This window comes from Streptomyces paludis (assembly GCF_003344965.1).
GTDB classification, from domain to species: domain Bacteria; phylum Actinomycetota; class Actinomycetes; order Streptomycetales; family Streptomycetaceae; genus Streptomyces; species Streptomyces paludis.
On record NZ_CP031194.1, the window covers coordinates 2,468,823 to 2,482,792 of the forward strand.

Here is a 13,970-nt window from a genome sequence, read left to right on the forward strand (position 1 = left end):
TCGTAGAGTCGCCTGACAGTGAGTCGTCCGACACGATGCTTCGAGGGACGGATTCCGCCATGCCGCGTCCGACTGCCGCACAGCTCGCCTACGGTTCCGCCACCATCATCTGTTCGACACTCGCCATGCTTCTGCTCTCCGGCACCACCACGGGGGTCGGGGCCGCGCTGATCGGGGTCGCGGCGCTCGCGCTCGGCCTGCTGGTCGCCGTCACCCTGCCGCTGCCGCGCGGGCGCGCCCGGGGCACCCGGCCCGTCGCCGGGGATGCCGGAAGCACCCGGCCCGTCGCCGGGTCCGGTGCGCCGGCACCCGCACCCGCACCTGCACCGGCGCCGCACTCAGTGCGGCGCTGAGGTCGTCGAGGTCCCCTCGGTGTCCGATACGACGACCGTCCTGGCCGCCTTGTCGTGCAGGCCCTGCCGGTAGGGCTTGCTCGCCAGGACGGTCGCGAGGATGATCAGCCACCACAGCACGAAGCAGCAGAGCAGCGCGGGCAGCCAGAGCACGGCCGCGCGCAGCAGCGACGCGTTGGTGTCCGGAATGGTGCCGTGGTTCAGCATCGCGACGCGGATCTTCATCCAGCGCTTGCCGAGGGTCTGACCGTACTTCCGCGTCATATAGGTGTCGTAGCCGACATACGCGACGAGGGAGATCAGCGACCAGATCCAGTGCCGGCCGGTGTTCACCTGATTGGTGACGCTGTTCCAGCTGTCGCCGTTCGTGGAGTCCCAGGCGCCGCCGGTGAAGGCCGAGATGATCGCCAGCGGGATGAAGATGATCAGGATGTCGATGATCCGCGCCGCCAGCCGCTTGCCGAACGGCGCGAGCGGTGGCATCCCGGCGAGCGGATCGGTCCCCCCGTAGGAGCTGCCCCCGAAGGGATCGCCGCCGTACGGGGACGACGGGGGCGGACCGCCGGGGCCGCCGTACGCGTTCCCGTAGGGGGAGGAACCACCGGAAGTCGGGGGCTCCCCCGAGGGCGGGTGCTCCCCGGACGGCGGGGGCTTCTTGAGGAACGGGTCGTCCTCGGGCGGCTGGCCTGGCGGCGGCTGATCGTTGCTCATGGGGGCAGTGCATCCCGCCGGGCAGGGGCCCGCAACGGCGCGGCGTCCGTTCGGAGGAACGCCGCGCCTGCCGGTACGTCAGCTCACCGGGCGTCAGCCGCCGCGTCAGCCAGCGGCGCGGTCTGACGCCCGCAACGGTCAGCCCGCGACGAAGGTGTGCGCCGCCTTGTCGTGCCAGCACTGCCGCCAGGGCCGGTCGACCAGACACCACAGCACATTGCCGATCCCGACGACAAGCAGCCCCAGCACCCCGTAGACCAGCCAGCGCCGGAGCGCCGCGCCAAAGCCCGGCGCCTCATGCGTCTCGATGTCGCGCACGTCCAGACCGCACAGCTTCTTGCCGAGCGTGCGCCCCCACTTGGCGGTCGGCACCGCCTCGTACAGCAGGCCCACGACCAGCAGCGCGGCGATGACGATGCCGAGGTAGGAGGCGGTCGTCGCGTCGAGCAGCCAGACGGTGACGGTCTCTCCGGTCTGCCGGGCCGCCTCGACCTTGTCGTCGATGTGGGTACGGGCCCGGAGCGCCAGCGGCACGGCGAGCGCGCCGACGACGACGCCCAGCACCAAGCTGTCGATCAGCCGCGCGACGAGCCGCTTGCCGAGCCCGGCGGGTCTGGACGCGGCCTGGGCGCGGGCCGCCTGGAGGAACGGGTCCTCGACCGGGGGCTTCCACGGCACGACGGGCTCGTCGGCGCCGTCCGCGCGGGCGAGCCGGTGCACCTGCTGCGCCCAGGAAGTGGCGCCGCCGCCGGTGCCGGTGCTGATGGGGGTGTCGGGAGTGGTGGGGGTGGCGGGCGCGGCGGGCGGTTCCTGCGCGATGGTGGGCTGCGCCTGAGCCGGGGCCGGGGCCTGGGGCTGCTGGAGCTGGGGGGCCTGCTGCGGCTGCGGCGGCTGGAGCTGCGGGGCGGGCGGGAGTTGCGGGGCCGGGGGGAGCTGTGGGGTCGGCGGGGACTGCGACGGCACCCTCGGCAGGGCCTTCGCGGCCTTGCTCGCCTCGATGGCGCCCTGGCTGAGAGCGCGGATCGCCATCGTCCCGTCGGCCTGTCCCGTACGGCCCGCCGCCGCGTCGCCCTCGGCCTTCGCGCGCCGGGCGGCCCGCAGGGCGCGGATGGCGACGGTGCTGTCCACCGGGGGCTGCGCGCTCGGCGGCGGCACCAGCGGCCGGTCCGGCACACCCGTACCGGTGCCGCTGCCGGACCCCTGCTTGGGGCCGCGCCGGCCGGCCCGGATCGCGACCGTACCGTCCGAAACCGGTGGCTCGGACGGGGGCGGGGGCGCGCCCGCGACGGCGGTACGGTCCGACGCGCCGTCCGGGGAGTCGGGCGCGCGCATGCCGGGCAGCGCGCCACGGGTCGGGTCACCGGCGGACGGGCTCGCGGCCGGGTTCCGTACGCCGATACGGGGATCGACGGGCCCGGCGCCCGGCCCGGAGGCGGACTGCGGTCCCGGGACCCGGGGGTCCTGAGCCTGTCCCAGTCCCTGACCCTGCCCCTGACCTTGTCCCTGGTCCTGACCCTGAGTTCCCCAGGAGATCCGGGCGTCACGGTCGCCGCCGAAGCCGCTCTGCCGCGAGGCGTCGGCCTGCCACGCGGACGCCGGTTCCGGCCGGGACGGTCCGGCGGGCCCCTCGTCGAGGAACACCGGGCCCGTCTCCTCGAAGCCGGGCCCCGCGGCGGCCCGTTCGGCGCCCCGCTCGGGGGGCGGATCCTGCGGCGCGGGCCGGCTCGTACCGGGCACCCAGGCGGCACCGTTCCAGTACCGGACGTATCCGGGGATCGAGGGATCCGGGTAGAAGCCTTCCCGGGGTACGTTCCCGCCGTCGCCAGGAGGAGTAGCCAATGACCCCAACTCCGTTCACTCGCACCATGTTTGACCTGTCCGGGCTGTCGGCTGCCGGACATGTCCGGGCGCGTCACGCCGCTTGTCCAAGGAAGACATTAACGAAGAACGCGGGGACCGGAGGACAGAGACCGAGGACAAGAATCGCACGCGGACGGCGCTCTCCGGACGCCGATGCGCGGTACGGGGTCACCGGGCGAGGCCGGTTCGTCAGGACATACGAAACGGCGTACGAGGCGGCGCACACCCGTACCCACGGAACGCCCGGGCACCCTCCACCCACCCCTCACTCGCCCCTCACTCGCCCCTCACCGAAGACCGGCGAAAATTCCTGCCCGAAGTCGCGTCATAGCCGGCGGGGTGGCGCCTCTCATCTGGTACGGCCCCGGTCCGGGGCCCTGGCCAGAAGAGGAAGTGCCGCTCATGCACACCGTGGTGGAACGAGAACTGGAACTGAGTCTGGTGCTGTCGCCGGAGCGCAGCATCCCCGTCCCTGCCCGGCTGACGTACCGCACGGACGATCCGTATGCCGTGCACATCACCTTCCACATCGGTTCGGACACCCCCGTGCACTGGACCTTCGCCCGCGAGCTGCTGGTGGAGGGGGTGTTCCGGCCGTGCGGGCACGGAGACGTACGGATCTGGCCGACGAAGGTCGCCGGCCGGGGCGTGCTCTGCTTCGCGCTCTCCTCGCCGGACGGCGACGCGCTGCTGGAGGCGCCGTCGGTGGCGGTGGCGGCGTGGGTGGAGCGCACGCTGCGGATCGTGGAGCCGGGGACCGAGGCCGACCGGCTCGGCCTCGACGAGGGGCTGACGGAGTTGCTCTCCCCGCTGCCCGCGGACGATCTGTGGCTGCGGGACCCATGGCCGTCGGACGGCACGGCGGACGGCGATGCGTAGAGGCGGCGGGGCCGGACACGGGTGGCCGCGGGGGCCGTACCGTGTCCGGCACGCCGGTCGGGCGGAGGGCGCGGAGGGCGCCGAGCGCACGAAAGGCGCCCGTCACGTGCGTAACGCCCCTCAGAACAGCTTGCCCGGGTTGAGCAAACCCAGCGGGTCGAACGTCTGCTTGATCCCCCGCTGCAACTCCAGACCCACCGGCCCCAGCTCGCGCGAGAGCCACTCCTTCTTGAGCACCCCCACGCCGTGCTCCCCCGTGATCGTGCCGCCCAGTTCCAGGCCGAGCGCCATGATCTCGTCGAACGAGGCGCGGGCCCGGCGGGATTCGTCGGGGTCGGCCTGGTCGAAGCAGACGACGGGGTGGGTGTTGCCGTCGCCCGCGTGCGCGCAGACGCCGATGGTCAGGTCGTGCTTACGGGCGATGGCCGCCGTGCCGTCGAGCATGTCGCCGAGCCGGGAGCGCGGTACGCACACGTCGTCGATCATGGTGGCCGACTTGACCTTCTCCAGCGCGATCAGCGACTGACGGCGGGCCTGAAGCAGCAGTTCGGACTCGGCGGCATCCGCGGCGGGCACCACTTCGGTGGCGCCCGCCGCCACGCACAGCTCCCCGACCGCCGCGAGGTCGGCCGCCGGGTCCGGTGTGTCGAAGCCCGCGAGCAGCAGCGCCTCGGTGGACTCCGGGAGGCCCATCCGGGTCATCGCGTTGACGGCCCGTACGGTCGTACCGTCCATCAGTTCGAGGAGGGACGGGGTGTGCCCGCGCTCCATGATCCGGCAGACGGCATCGCACGCGGCGGCGGCCGAGGGGAACTCGGCGGCCAGCACCAGCTGCCGGGGCGGCAGCGGCCGGAGCGCCAGTACGGCCTTGACGACGATGCCGAGGCTGCCCTCCGAGCCGACGAAGAGCCGCGTCAGGTCGTATCCGGCGACGCCTTTGGCCGTACGGCGCCCGGTGGTCAGCAGCCGGCCGTCCGCGAGGACGACCTCCAGCCCGAGGACGTACTCCGCGGTGACGCCGTACTTGACGCAGCACAGACCGCCGGAGGCCGTGCCGATGTTCCCGCCGATGGTGCAGGTCTCCCAGCTGGAGGGGTCCGGCGGGTAGTACAGACCGACCTCGGCGACCGCGCGCGAGAGCGTCGCGTTGACGACGCCCGGCTCGACGACGGCGATCCGGTCGACCTGGCCGATCTCCAGGATCCGGTCCATCTTCGTCAGGGACAGGACGATGCACCCGTCCGTGGCGTTCGCGGCCCCGGACAGCCCGGTACGGGCGCCCTGCGGGACGACGGGGACGCGCAGCGCGGTGGCGGTGCGCATCACGTGCTGCACCTGTTCGACCGTGCGCGGCAGGACGACGACGGCCGGTGTGCCCGCCGCGCAGAAGCTCGCCATGTCGTGGGCGTAGGAGGCCATGACATCGGGATCGGTGATCAGCGCGTCGGCGGGGAGGGAGGACCGCAGCTGTGCGAGGAGATCATCCATGGGCCCAGCGTCGCATCCGGGGCCATCGGTGTGAACCCGTCTGCGATCCACCCGGCAACCCCGGACCCCCTCTTCGTATTGACGCACAGTAATCCGTATGAACGCCATGAAGACGGAGCAGACCCGGCGGACCGGTCCGATCCGGCAGGTCAGGAGGGCGGCGCTGGCGGCCGGGGTGGGAGCCGTACTGGTCGGGGGTGTGCTGCTGTTCGTACCCGACCGGAGCGGCGGACCCGCCGCTCCCAGCCCCGAGGCGCGCGCGCTCGCGGCGGTCGGCGCGGGCGCCCCGGCGGCCCTGCCGGATCTGGCGGCGCTGGTCCGCGACCGGGAGGCCCGGGTACGGGACCATCCGGACGACGACGGGGCGTGGGCGGTGCTCGGCGCGGCGTATGTGGAGCGCGGGACCGGGCTGGGCGATCCGGCGGACTACGGGAAGGCGGAGCACGCGCTGCGGCGTTCGCTGGCGGTACGGCCCGAGGACGCCGGGGCGGCGGGAGGCCCGGGGGCCGGGGCCGCTTCCGGGGCCGACGGCAAGGCGAAGGGGGCCGCGCCCGGCGGTAACCCCGGGGCGCTGGCCGGGCTCGGCGCGCTGGCCAACGCCCGGCACGACTACGCCGCCGCCAAGCGGTGGGGCGAGAGCCTGCGCGCCCGGCGGCCGGCCGAGTGGACGGCGTATCCGGTGCTGATCACGGCGTACCGGGGGCTCGGCGACTACACGGCGGCCGGAAAGGCGCTCACCAAGCTGAAGGACCTGCGCTCCGACACGCCGGTGCTCACCCGTGCGGCGGAGGTGTACCGCGACCGGGGCTGGCGCGAGGACGCGGAGGCGAAGGCGACCGAGGCGGTGGCGCGCGCCGCTTCGCCCGCCGAGAAGACACAGGCGCTCGGCACCCTGGGCGAGCTGGCCGGGCAGCGCGGCGAGCACACCGAGGCGCTGGGCCGCTACGACGCGGCGCTCGCGGTGACCCGGGACCATGCCCCCGCGCTGGCGGGCCGGGCCCGGGCGCTGGCCGCGCTGGGCAGGACGGACGAGGCGTCCCGCGCCTACCAGTCGGCGCTGAGCAAGCAGCCGAACCCCGAATACGCCCTGGAACTGGGCGAGTTGTACGACTCGATGGGCCTGGACGGCGATGCCCGTACGCAGTACGCGACCCTGCGCGCGCGGACCGGGGCGGCCCAGCGGCGGGGCGGGGTGAACGAGGAGCTGGTCCTCGCCCGGTTCGAGGCCGACCACGGCGATCCGCAGGCGGCCGTACTGCGGATGAAGTCGGAGTGGCGGGAGGGGCGCCGGAGCATGGCGGTGGCGGACGCGCTGGGGTGGGCGCTGTACCGGGCCGGGCAGGAGAGGGAGGCGCTGCCGTACGCGAAGAAGGCGTCGGAGCAGGGGGTGCGCAGCGCGCTGTTCGCGTACCACCGGGGCGAGATCGAACGGTCGCTGGGGATGGCGGGGGCGGCCCGGCGCCATATCGAGGAGGCGCTGCGGACCGATCCGCACTTCTCGCCGCTGCTGGTGCCGAGGGCGCTGGACGCGCTGGACGACCTGGGCGAACCGGCGGGCGGCGGACCGGCGCAGATGGACGCCACGGCACCGCCGGAGGCACCGACGCGGGTACGGAAGCCGGGGGCGCCGAAGGCGTCACCGTCGCCGTCACCGAAGGCGTCAGCATCGGCGTCGGCGTCGTCCGGGACGTAACGGTCGCGGGGAGGGACGCGGGAGGGGTACGGGCCGCCCGTACCCCTCCCCGCGACCCTCGTCTCACAGGTTGCCGCGCTTCTCCTGCTCGCGCTCGATCGCCTCGAAGAGCGCCTTGAAGTTGCCCTTGCCGAAGCCCATCGAGCCATGGCGTTCGATCATCTCGAAGAAGACCGTCGGCCGGTCCTGGACCGGCTTGGTGAAGATCTGGAGCAGATAGCCGTCCTCGTCCCGGTCGACCAGGATCTTCAGCTCGCGCAGCGTTTCCACCGGCACCCGGGTGTCGCCCGCCCACTCGCCGAGCGTGTCGTAGTACGAGTCCGGGGTGTCCAGGAACCGTACGCCCGCCGCCCGCATCGCCCGTACGGACGCGACGATGTCGTTCGTCGCGAGGGCGATGTGCTGGACGCCGGCGCCGCCGTAGAACTCCAGGTACTCGTCGATCTGCGACTTCTTCTTGGCGATCGCGGGCTCGTTGATCGGGAACTTGACCTTGAGGGTGCCGTCCGCGACGACCTTCGACATGAGCGCGGAGTACTCGGTGGCGATGTCGTCGCCCACGAACTCCTTCATGTTGGTGAAGCCCATGACCTTGTTGTAGAAGCCGACCCATTCATTCATCCGGCCCAGTTCGACATTGCCCACGCAGTGGTCGATGGCCTGGAAGGTACGGCGGGCGGGCGGCTCGACGATCGGTTCGGCGGCGTCGAAGCCCGGGAGGTACGGACCGTCGTAGCCGGAGCGCTCGACCAGGGTGTGCCGGGTCTCGCCGTACGTGGCGATGACGGCCCGGACGACGGTCCCGTGCTCGTCCTTGCTCTCGTACGGCTCCTCGATGCCGCGCGCGCCGTGCTCGACGGCGTACGCGTACGCGGTCCGCGCGTCCGGCACCTCGATCGCGAGGTCGACGACCCCGTCGCCGTGGGCGGCGACATGCGCGGCGAGGAAGCGGCCCCAGTCGGTGGACGGCTTGATGACCGATGTGAACACGAACCGGGCCGCGCCGTTGACCAGGACGTAACTGGCGGTCTCGCGGCTGCCGTTCTCCGGTCCCGCGTAGGCGACGAGCTTCATGCCGAAGGCCGTGGAGTAGTAGTGCGCGGCCTGCTTGGCGTTGCCGACGGCGAAGACGACCGCGTCCATCCCCTTGACGGGGAAGGCGTCGGTGGCCGGGCTCGGAGGGCGCGAGGGGACGGGGGCGGCGGCGCTGTGCACTGCGGTGTCAGCCATGGGGCCAGCGTCTCGCCGCTTCACAAGGTGCGCAATAGTTCATGTTTTCGCTGGGCAATCTGTACAGCAGCGGGCGGAATCCACTCGGCTGTCTGCACATGATGACCATGTTTGACTCACGCGACAGGGGAGATGGCGCATGACGACCGACGGCATCGACGAACTCGACGGCAGACTGATCGTCCTGCTGGCGCGGGAGCCCCGGATCGGCGTGCTGGAGGCGTCGCGGCGGCTGGGGGTGGCGCGCGGGACCGTACAGGCGCGGCTGGACCGGCTTCAGTCGAATGGAGTGATCCGGGGATTCGGCCCGACGGTCGACCCGGCGGCGCTCGGCTATCCGGTCACGGCGTTCGCCACGCTGGAGATCAAGCAGGGGAAAGGCGTCGCCGTACGGGCCCACTTGGCGACCGTGCCCGAGGTTCTCGAACTGCACACCACGACCGGCCAGGGCGACATGCTGTGCCGGCTCGTGGCCCGCTCGAACGCCGATCTTCAGCGAGTGATCGACCGGGTTGTCGGGTTTGATGGCATTGTCCGGGCCTCCACGGCGATCGTCATGGAGAACCCCGTACCCCTGCGGATCATCCCGCTGGTGGAGCAGGCGGCACGGCAGCGGGCGGGAACGGGGTCGGGAGCGGGGTCGGGAACGGCGGCGGGAACGGCGGCGGGAACGGCGGCGCGTGTGCGAGAGCGAGTGGGAGAGGAGCACAGTTGAGTTTCTGGGGCTATCTGGACAGCCAGCGCGGCCAACTGCTCACCGACGGGTTCCAGCACGTCAGCGCCGTGTTCCAGTGCATGGTGATCGCCACCGCGCTGGGCGTGCTGATCGGCGTCGTGAGCTACCGCAGCTCCTGGGGCGGGAATCTGGCCATCCTCTCCACCGCCTCGATGCTGACCATCCCCTCCCTCGCCGCGATCGGTCTGCTGATCCCCGTGGTCGGTCTCGGGGTCGCCCCCACCGTGATCACCCTGACGCTGTACGGGCTGCTGCCGGTCGTCCGTAACACCGTCGTCGGGCTGCGCGGGGTGGATCCGGCGCTGGTGGACGCGGCCAAGGGCATCGGGATGTCCCGTACGGCCCGGATGCTCCGGGTCGAACTGCCGCTGGCCTGGCCGCCGATCCTTACGGGTATCAGGGTCTCCACCCAGATGCTGATGGGGATCGCCGCGATCGCCGCGTACGCCTCGGGGCCGGGGCTCGGCAATGAGATCTTCCGCGGGATCGCCTCGCTGGGCAGCGCGAACGCGCTGAACCAGGTGCTCGCGGGGACGCTCGGGATCGTCATCCTGGCGCTGCTCTTCGATGCCGCGTACATCCTGCTGGGCAGGCTGACCATCCCGAGGGGGATCCGTGTCTGAGGAGAAGCCGCCGGGTTCGTACGAGACGCACGAGACGCACGGGGCGTACGAGGCGCCCGAGACGCGGCCCGCGGCCTCCAGCTCCGGGGCCGGCATCCTGCTGGAGGGCCTCACCAAGCGCTATCCGGGCAGCAAGCAGCCGGCCGTGGACGACGTACACATGGAGATCAGGCCCGGCGAGACGGTGATCCTGGTGGGCCCGTCGGGCTGCGGCAAGTCGACCACCCTCAAGATGATCAACCGGCTGATCGAGCCGACCAGCGGCCGGATCACCATCGGCGACGAGGACGTGACCGATATCGACCCGGTGAAGCTGCGCCGCCGGGTCGGCTACGCGATCCAGTCGTCCGGCCTCTTCCCGCACATGACGGTCGCCGAGAACATCGCGCTCGTACCGAGGATGGTGGGCTGGTCCAAGGCGCGGGTACGGGACCGGGTCGAGGAGATGCTCGATCTGGTCGGGCTCGATCCGCGTGAGTTCCACGGCCGCTATCCGCGCCAGTTGTCGGGCGGGCAGCAGCAGCGGGTGGGGGTGGCGCGGGCGCTGGCGGCGGATCCGCCCGTACTGCTGATGGACGAACCGTTCGGCGCGGTCGACCCGATCACCCGCGACCATCTCCAGGACGAGCTGATCCGGCTCCAGCACGAGCTGCACAAGACGATCGTGTTCGTGACGCACGACTTCGACGAGGCGATCAAGCTCGGGGACCGGATCGCGGTGCTGCGGGAGCGGTCGCAGATCGCGCAGTTCGACACACCGGAGGCGCTCCTCACCAATCCGGCGGACGACTTCGTCTCCGGTTTCGTGGGGGCGGGCGCGGCGCTGAAGCGGCTGAATCTGACGCGCGTACGGGAGGTGGAGATCGCAGACTTCCCGACGGTGACCGTCGACGACCCGCTCCAGTCGATCTTCAACAAGCTGCGCGCGGGCCCGCACAACGAGCTGCTGATGCTGGACCGGCGGAACCGTCCGTACAAGTGGCTGCGGCGCGGCGATCTGATGCGCGCGAAGGGATCGCTGGCGCGCGCGGGCCAGTTGGTGCACGACACGGTGACCCGGGACGCGACCCTGCGCGACGCGCTGGAGGCGGTCCTGATCGACAGCGGCGGCCGGGTGGCGGTGACGGGGCGGCGCGGGGAGTACATCGGGGTGGTCGACATGGAGACGCTGATCAACTCCGTGCACGAGATGCTGGAGGCGGACCGGCTGGCCGCGTTCGAGCACCAGCACGAGCAGGCGGAGCTGCTCGACGGGACCGGCCGCGCGGGCGAGGCAGGCGGGGCGGGGGCCACGGACGGCGCCAGCCGGGTGGATGAGGCCGACGGACCGGGCGGACCGGGCGGAGCGGGCGGACCGGGCGGAGCGGGCGCGTGAACGCGGCCACGCGGTGGAGCGGTGGCCCGCCGCCGCCGGACCGGCCGGCCTGGGAGGAGGCGGAGGACCCCACTCCGTCGCCGCCCAGCGGCCCGGCACCCGACCCGGCGGTCGGACTGCGCGGTGCGCGGCTCAGGGGGCTGCGGCGCCGGATCACCTGGCGGAAGCTGGTGACGGTGCCGGGGGCGGTCGTCGTGATCCTGCTGCTGACCTGGCTGTACGTCAGCGACACCCACCTCGACTCGATCGCCAGGAACTCGCTGAGCGGGGGCAATGTGCAGCTGCGGCTGTGGCAGCACATCCAGCTGACCGCGATCTCCACGTTCTGGGTGCTGGTCATCGCGCTGCCGCTGGGTATCGCGCTGACCCGGCCCGCGCTGCGGAAGGCCGCGCCGGGGGTCACGGCGCTCGCCAACATCGGGCAGGCGGCGCCCGCGATCGGGCTGCTGGCGCTGCTGGTGATCTGGCTGGGGATCGGGCCGTCGACGGCGATCGCGGGGATGGTCGTGTACGCCGTACTGCCGGTGCTGGCCAATACGGTGGCCGGGCTGCGGGCGATCGATCCGGGCCTGGTGGAGGCGGCCAAGGGCATCGGCATGTCGGGGCGGGGCACGCTGGCGAGGGTGGAACTGCCGCTGGCGGTACCGCTGATCCTCGCGGGGGTACGGACGGCCCTCGTCCTGAACGTCGGTACGGCGACACTCGCGACGTTCGGCGGGGGCGGCGGGCTCGGTGACCTGATCACCTCGGGGATCCAGACGCAGCGGATGCCGGTGCTGATCATCGGTTCCGTACTGACGGTGTGCCTGGCGCTGATCGTGGACTGGCTGGCGTCGCTGGTGGAGGTCGTCCTGACGCCGCACGGACTGGAGACGATCTGATGCGCAGCTGTCGGACGACTTCCCGGACGGCGCTGACGACCCGGACGGCGCTGGCAACCCTGACAGTGCTGGCGGGACTGGCGGGTCTGGCGGGCTGCGGCCTGAAGAGCGGCTCCCCGATGGTGGACAACGTCGAACCGGGCCGGCTGGGCGCGGGCAAACCACTGAAGGGCGCCTCTCTGACGGTCACTTCGAAGAACTTCAGCGAGAACATCATCCTCGGCGAGATGATCGGCCTGATCTTCAAGGCGGCGGGCGCGGAGGTCCTGGACCGTACGAACCTCCCCGGCTCGATCAGCGCGCGCGAGGCGATCGTCAAGGGCGACGCCGACGCGATGTACGAGTACACGGGTACGGCGTGGATCACCTATCTGGGCCATGAGAAGCCGATCCAGAACAGCCAGAAGCAGTGGGCGGCCGTCCGCAACGCCGACCGCGCGCACGGCGTGGTCTGGCTGCCGCAGTCGACCCTCAACAACACCTACTCACTGGGCATCAACCAGGCCAACAACAAGAAGTACAAGCTCAGGACACTCTCCGACGCGGCAGCGCTGGCGAGGAAGAACCCGTCGGCGGTCAGCGTCTGCGTGGAGAACGAATTCGCCTCCCGCGACGACGGCCTCACCGGCATGCAGAAGGCGTACGACATGCCCCTGTCCGCGTCCCAGATCAAGAAGATGGACGCCGGCATCGTCTACACCCAGGTCGCCAAGGGCGCCTGCCTGCTGGGCGAGGTCTTCACCACGGACGGCCGCATCCAGGCGCTGCACCTCGACATCCTCGCCGACGACCGCCACTTCTTCCCCCTCTACAACGCGGCCCCGGTCATCCACGCGGCCACCTTCAAGAAGCACCCCCAGATCGCAAAGCTCCTCGACCCGCTCTCGAAACGCCTGAACACCAAGGTCGCCCAGGAGCTGAACGCCCAGGTGGACGTGGCGGGCGAGGACCCGCACAACGTGGCGAAGCAGTGGCTGATCAAGGAGGGCTTCATCAAGAAGGGCTAGGGCTAGGGCCGGGTGCCGGGTGGGGTTGTTGTCTGCGGGTCAGTACCAAGAGGTAGAGCGGGGTGTACGGGAGCAAGGTGCTTGGCGCTGGGCCGCCCCTCCTTTCGCCAGTGTCGCGCCTCCAGGGGAGGTGTAAAGGGCGCTCCTTCGTCGCGTCGGCTGCGCCGACTCCGCTGCGCTACGCCCTTGACACCTCCCCTTCCGGCGCGTGTACGGGAGAGGGGGGCGGCCGGGGGGAGGGGGCCCGAGGGGTGGTGCCGTTCTGCCACTCGGTTCAGGGGCTGGCGGGTGGGTGGGCCCTGCGGGGCGCGCGACAGAGGAATGGGGTGACTCGGCCCCGGCTCAGCGGCCAACGGTCCGCTGTTGGTTGCGACTCAAGCCCCGCTGGTCACCGTTGCGCTGTGGTGCCCGGAAGGCGGACGGGTTCTGCGGCCCGGCTCGGGTCTGCGGGCCACCCCCCTGCCGATCCGCCCGATATGGGGCGATTTGGGGGGCGATTGGAGGTCTCTTTGGGCGGCACATGCGTCCTCAGGTGCGTTAGCGGCACTCCAGGACGCATGGACGGCCTTCAGGGACCCACTTGTTGTCACACACGCCCCAGCAACCCCACAACCCACACTCGGTGCCCAGCGGGGCTTGAGTCTCAGCAAACAGCGGACCGTTGGCCGCTGAGCCGGTGTGGGACCGCCCCATTCCTCTGCCGCGCAGCCCCGCAGGGCCCACCAGGCCGCCGGACCCTGAACCGACCGGCAGAACGGCGCCACCTCCTGGGCCCCCCTTCCCCCCGGCCGCCCCTCCCGCACCCGCACTTGCGACTCCGGAGGAGGTGTCAAGGGCGGAGCGCAGCGCAGTCGGCGCAGCCGACGCGACGAAGGAGCGCCCTTTACACCTCCACCGGAGACGCGACACTCAAAGGCCGGAGGGGCGGCCCCACACCCAACAACCCCCACCACCAACCCACCCCACTCAACGCCGCTCTAACCTGCACCCAACAACCCCACCGCGCCCAGCAGCACATGAGTCCCAAGTCGCCGCACGTCGGCGCCTTGACGCCGGGCATCCGGTGGGCGACCGTAACGCAGCAAGAGAGCAGGAGAACTGTGAACCATCGAAGCCCTGATGTATGGACAGCTA

12 protein-coding genes are annotated in these 13,970 nt (G+C 71.6%); 8 read left to right on the forward strand and 4 right to left on the reverse strand.

Features of this window, described 5'->3' with window-relative positions:
• Nucleotides 1–59 precede the first annotated feature (59 nt).
• Nucleotides 60–353: a hypothetical protein gene (locus DVK44_RS10600; RefSeq protein WP_114659446.1), complete on the forward strand. Its 294-nt coding sequence runs from the start codon at nucleotides 60–62 to the stop codon at nucleotides 351–353.
• On the opposite strand, the gene DVK44_RS10605 is transcribed toward DVK44_RS10600, so the two are convergent.
• Both DVK44_RS10605 and DVK44_RS10610 read right to left on the reverse strand, forming a co-directional pair.
• Nucleotides 339–1,064, reverse strand: a complete 726-nt coding sequence (locus tag DVK44_RS10605; protein ID WP_114659447.1) for an RDD family protein — start codon at nucleotides 1,062–1,064, stop codon at nucleotides 339–341. The two genes, DVK44_RS10600 and DVK44_RS10605, sit on opposite strands and share 15 nt — an antisense overlap.
• Nucleotides 1,065–1,202: 138 nt before the next feature.
• Nucleotides 1,203–2,903 carry an RDD family protein gene (locus tag DVK44_RS10610; RefSeq protein WP_114659448.1) on the reverse strand — a complete coding sequence of 567 codons (1,701 nt, stop codon included), beginning with the start codon at nucleotides 2,901–2,903 and terminating at the stop codon, nucleotides 1,203–1,205.
• A gap of 423 nt (nucleotides 2,904–3,326) precedes the next feature.
• Between DVK44_RS10610 and DVK44_RS10615 the strand changes: the two genes are divergently transcribed.
• Nucleotides 3,327–3,803 carry an SsgA family sporulation/cell division regulator gene (locus DVK44_RS10615; RefSeq protein WP_114659449.1) on the forward strand — a complete coding sequence of 159 codons (477 nt, stop codon included), beginning with the start codon at nucleotides 3,327–3,329 and terminating at the stop codon, nucleotides 3,801–3,803.
• Nucleotides 3,804–3,923: 120 nt separating this feature from the next.
• Here DVK44_RS10615 and DVK44_RS10620 read toward each other — a convergent pair whose 3' ends face one another.
• The gene (locus DVK44_RS10620; protein ID WP_114659450.1) at nucleotides 3,924–5,291 is read right to left on the reverse strand and encodes an FAD-binding oxidoreductase; all 1,368 of its coding nucleotides are present in this window, start codon (nucleotides 5,289–5,291) and stop codon (nucleotides 3,924–3,926) included.
• A 97-nt stretch (nucleotides 5,292–5,388) separates the two neighbouring features.
• Here DVK44_RS10620 and DVK44_RS37605 point away from each other — a divergent pair, with 97 nt between their 5' ends.
• On the forward strand, nucleotides 5,389–6,984 hold the full coding sequence (locus DVK44_RS37605; RefSeq protein WP_269439588.1) for a tetratricopeptide repeat protein: 1,596 nt from the start codon (nucleotides 5,389–5,391) through the stop codon (nucleotides 6,982–6,984).
• A gap of 63 nt (nucleotides 6,985–7,047) precedes the next feature.
• Here DVK44_RS37605 and hppD read toward each other — a convergent pair whose 3' ends face one another.
• Nucleotides 7,048–8,127: a 4-hydroxyphenylpyruvate dioxygenase gene (gene hppD, locus DVK44_RS10630; protein WP_228447595.1), complete on the reverse strand. Its 1,080-nt coding sequence runs from the start codon at nucleotides 8,125–8,127 to the stop codon at nucleotides 7,048–7,050.
• A gap of 226 nt (nucleotides 8,128–8,353) precedes the next feature.
• Between hppD and DVK44_RS10635 the strand changes: the two genes are divergently transcribed.
• From DVK44_RS10635 to DVK44_RS10655, 5 genes are all read left to right on the forward strand, one after another.
• Entirely contained in the window at nucleotides 8,354–8,929 is a 576-nt protein-coding gene (locus DVK44_RS10635) for an Lrp/AsnC family transcriptional regulator (RefSeq protein ID WP_228447078.1), read from the forward strand.
• On the forward strand, nucleotides 8,926–9,573 hold the full coding sequence (locus DVK44_RS10640; RefSeq protein ID WP_114659452.1) for an ABC transporter permease: 648 nt from the start codon (nucleotides 8,926–8,928) through the stop codon (nucleotides 9,571–9,573). Before DVK44_RS10635 ends, DVK44_RS10640 begins: the two co-directional genes overlap by 4 nt.
• A 94-nt stretch (nucleotides 9,574–9,667) precedes the next feature.
• Nucleotides 9,668–10,948, forward strand: a complete 1,281-nt coding sequence (locus tag DVK44_RS10645; protein WP_228447596.1) for a betaine/proline/choline family ABC transporter ATP-binding protein — start codon at nucleotides 9,668–9,670, stop codon at nucleotides 10,946–10,948.
• Complete coding sequence (locus tag DVK44_RS10650; RefSeq protein ID WP_181957441.1) at nucleotides 10,945–11,829, forward strand: ABC transporter permease; 885 nt, start codon at nucleotides 10,945–10,947, stop codon at nucleotides 11,827–11,829. The genes DVK44_RS10645 and DVK44_RS10650 overlap by 4 nt, the downstream gene beginning before the upstream one ends.
• A gap of 32 nt (nucleotides 11,830–11,861) precedes the next feature.
• Nucleotides 11,862–12,836 carry a glycine betaine ABC transporter substrate-binding protein gene (locus tag DVK44_RS10655; RefSeq protein WP_408055393.1) on the forward strand — a complete coding sequence of 325 codons (975 nt, stop codon included), beginning with the start codon at nucleotides 11,862–11,864 and terminating at the stop codon, nucleotides 12,834–12,836.
• Nucleotides 12,837–13,970: the final 1,134 nt, after the last annotated feature.

Coding starts and splice junctions, on each gene's coding strand:
- hppD (WP_228447595.1), bottom strand. CDS start 8,127: ATGGACGCGGTCGTCTTCGCCGTCGGCAACGCCAAGCAGGCCGCGCAC.
- DVK44_RS10615 (WP_114659449.1), top strand. CDS start 3,327: ATGCACACCGTGGTGGAACGAGAACTGGAACTGAGTCTGGTGCTGTCG.
- DVK44_RS10605 (WP_114659447.1), bottom strand. CDS start 1,064: ATGAGCAACGATCAGCCGCCGCCAGGCCAGCCGCCCGAGGACGACCCG.
- DVK44_RS10600 (WP_114659446.1), top strand. CDS start 60: ATGCCGCGTCCGACTGCCGCACAGCTCGCCTACGGTTCCGCCACCATC.
- DVK44_RS10635 (WP_228447078.1), top strand. CDS start 8,354: ATGACGACCGACGGCATCGACGAACTCGACGGCAGACTGATCGTCCTG.
- DVK44_RS37605 (WP_269439588.1), top strand. CDS start 5,389: ATGAACGCCATGAAGACGGAGCAGACCCGGCGGACCGGTCCGATCCGG.
- DVK44_RS10620 (WP_114659450.1), bottom strand. CDS start 5,291: ATGGATGATCTCCTCGCACAGCTGCGGTCCTCCCTCCCCGCCGACGCG.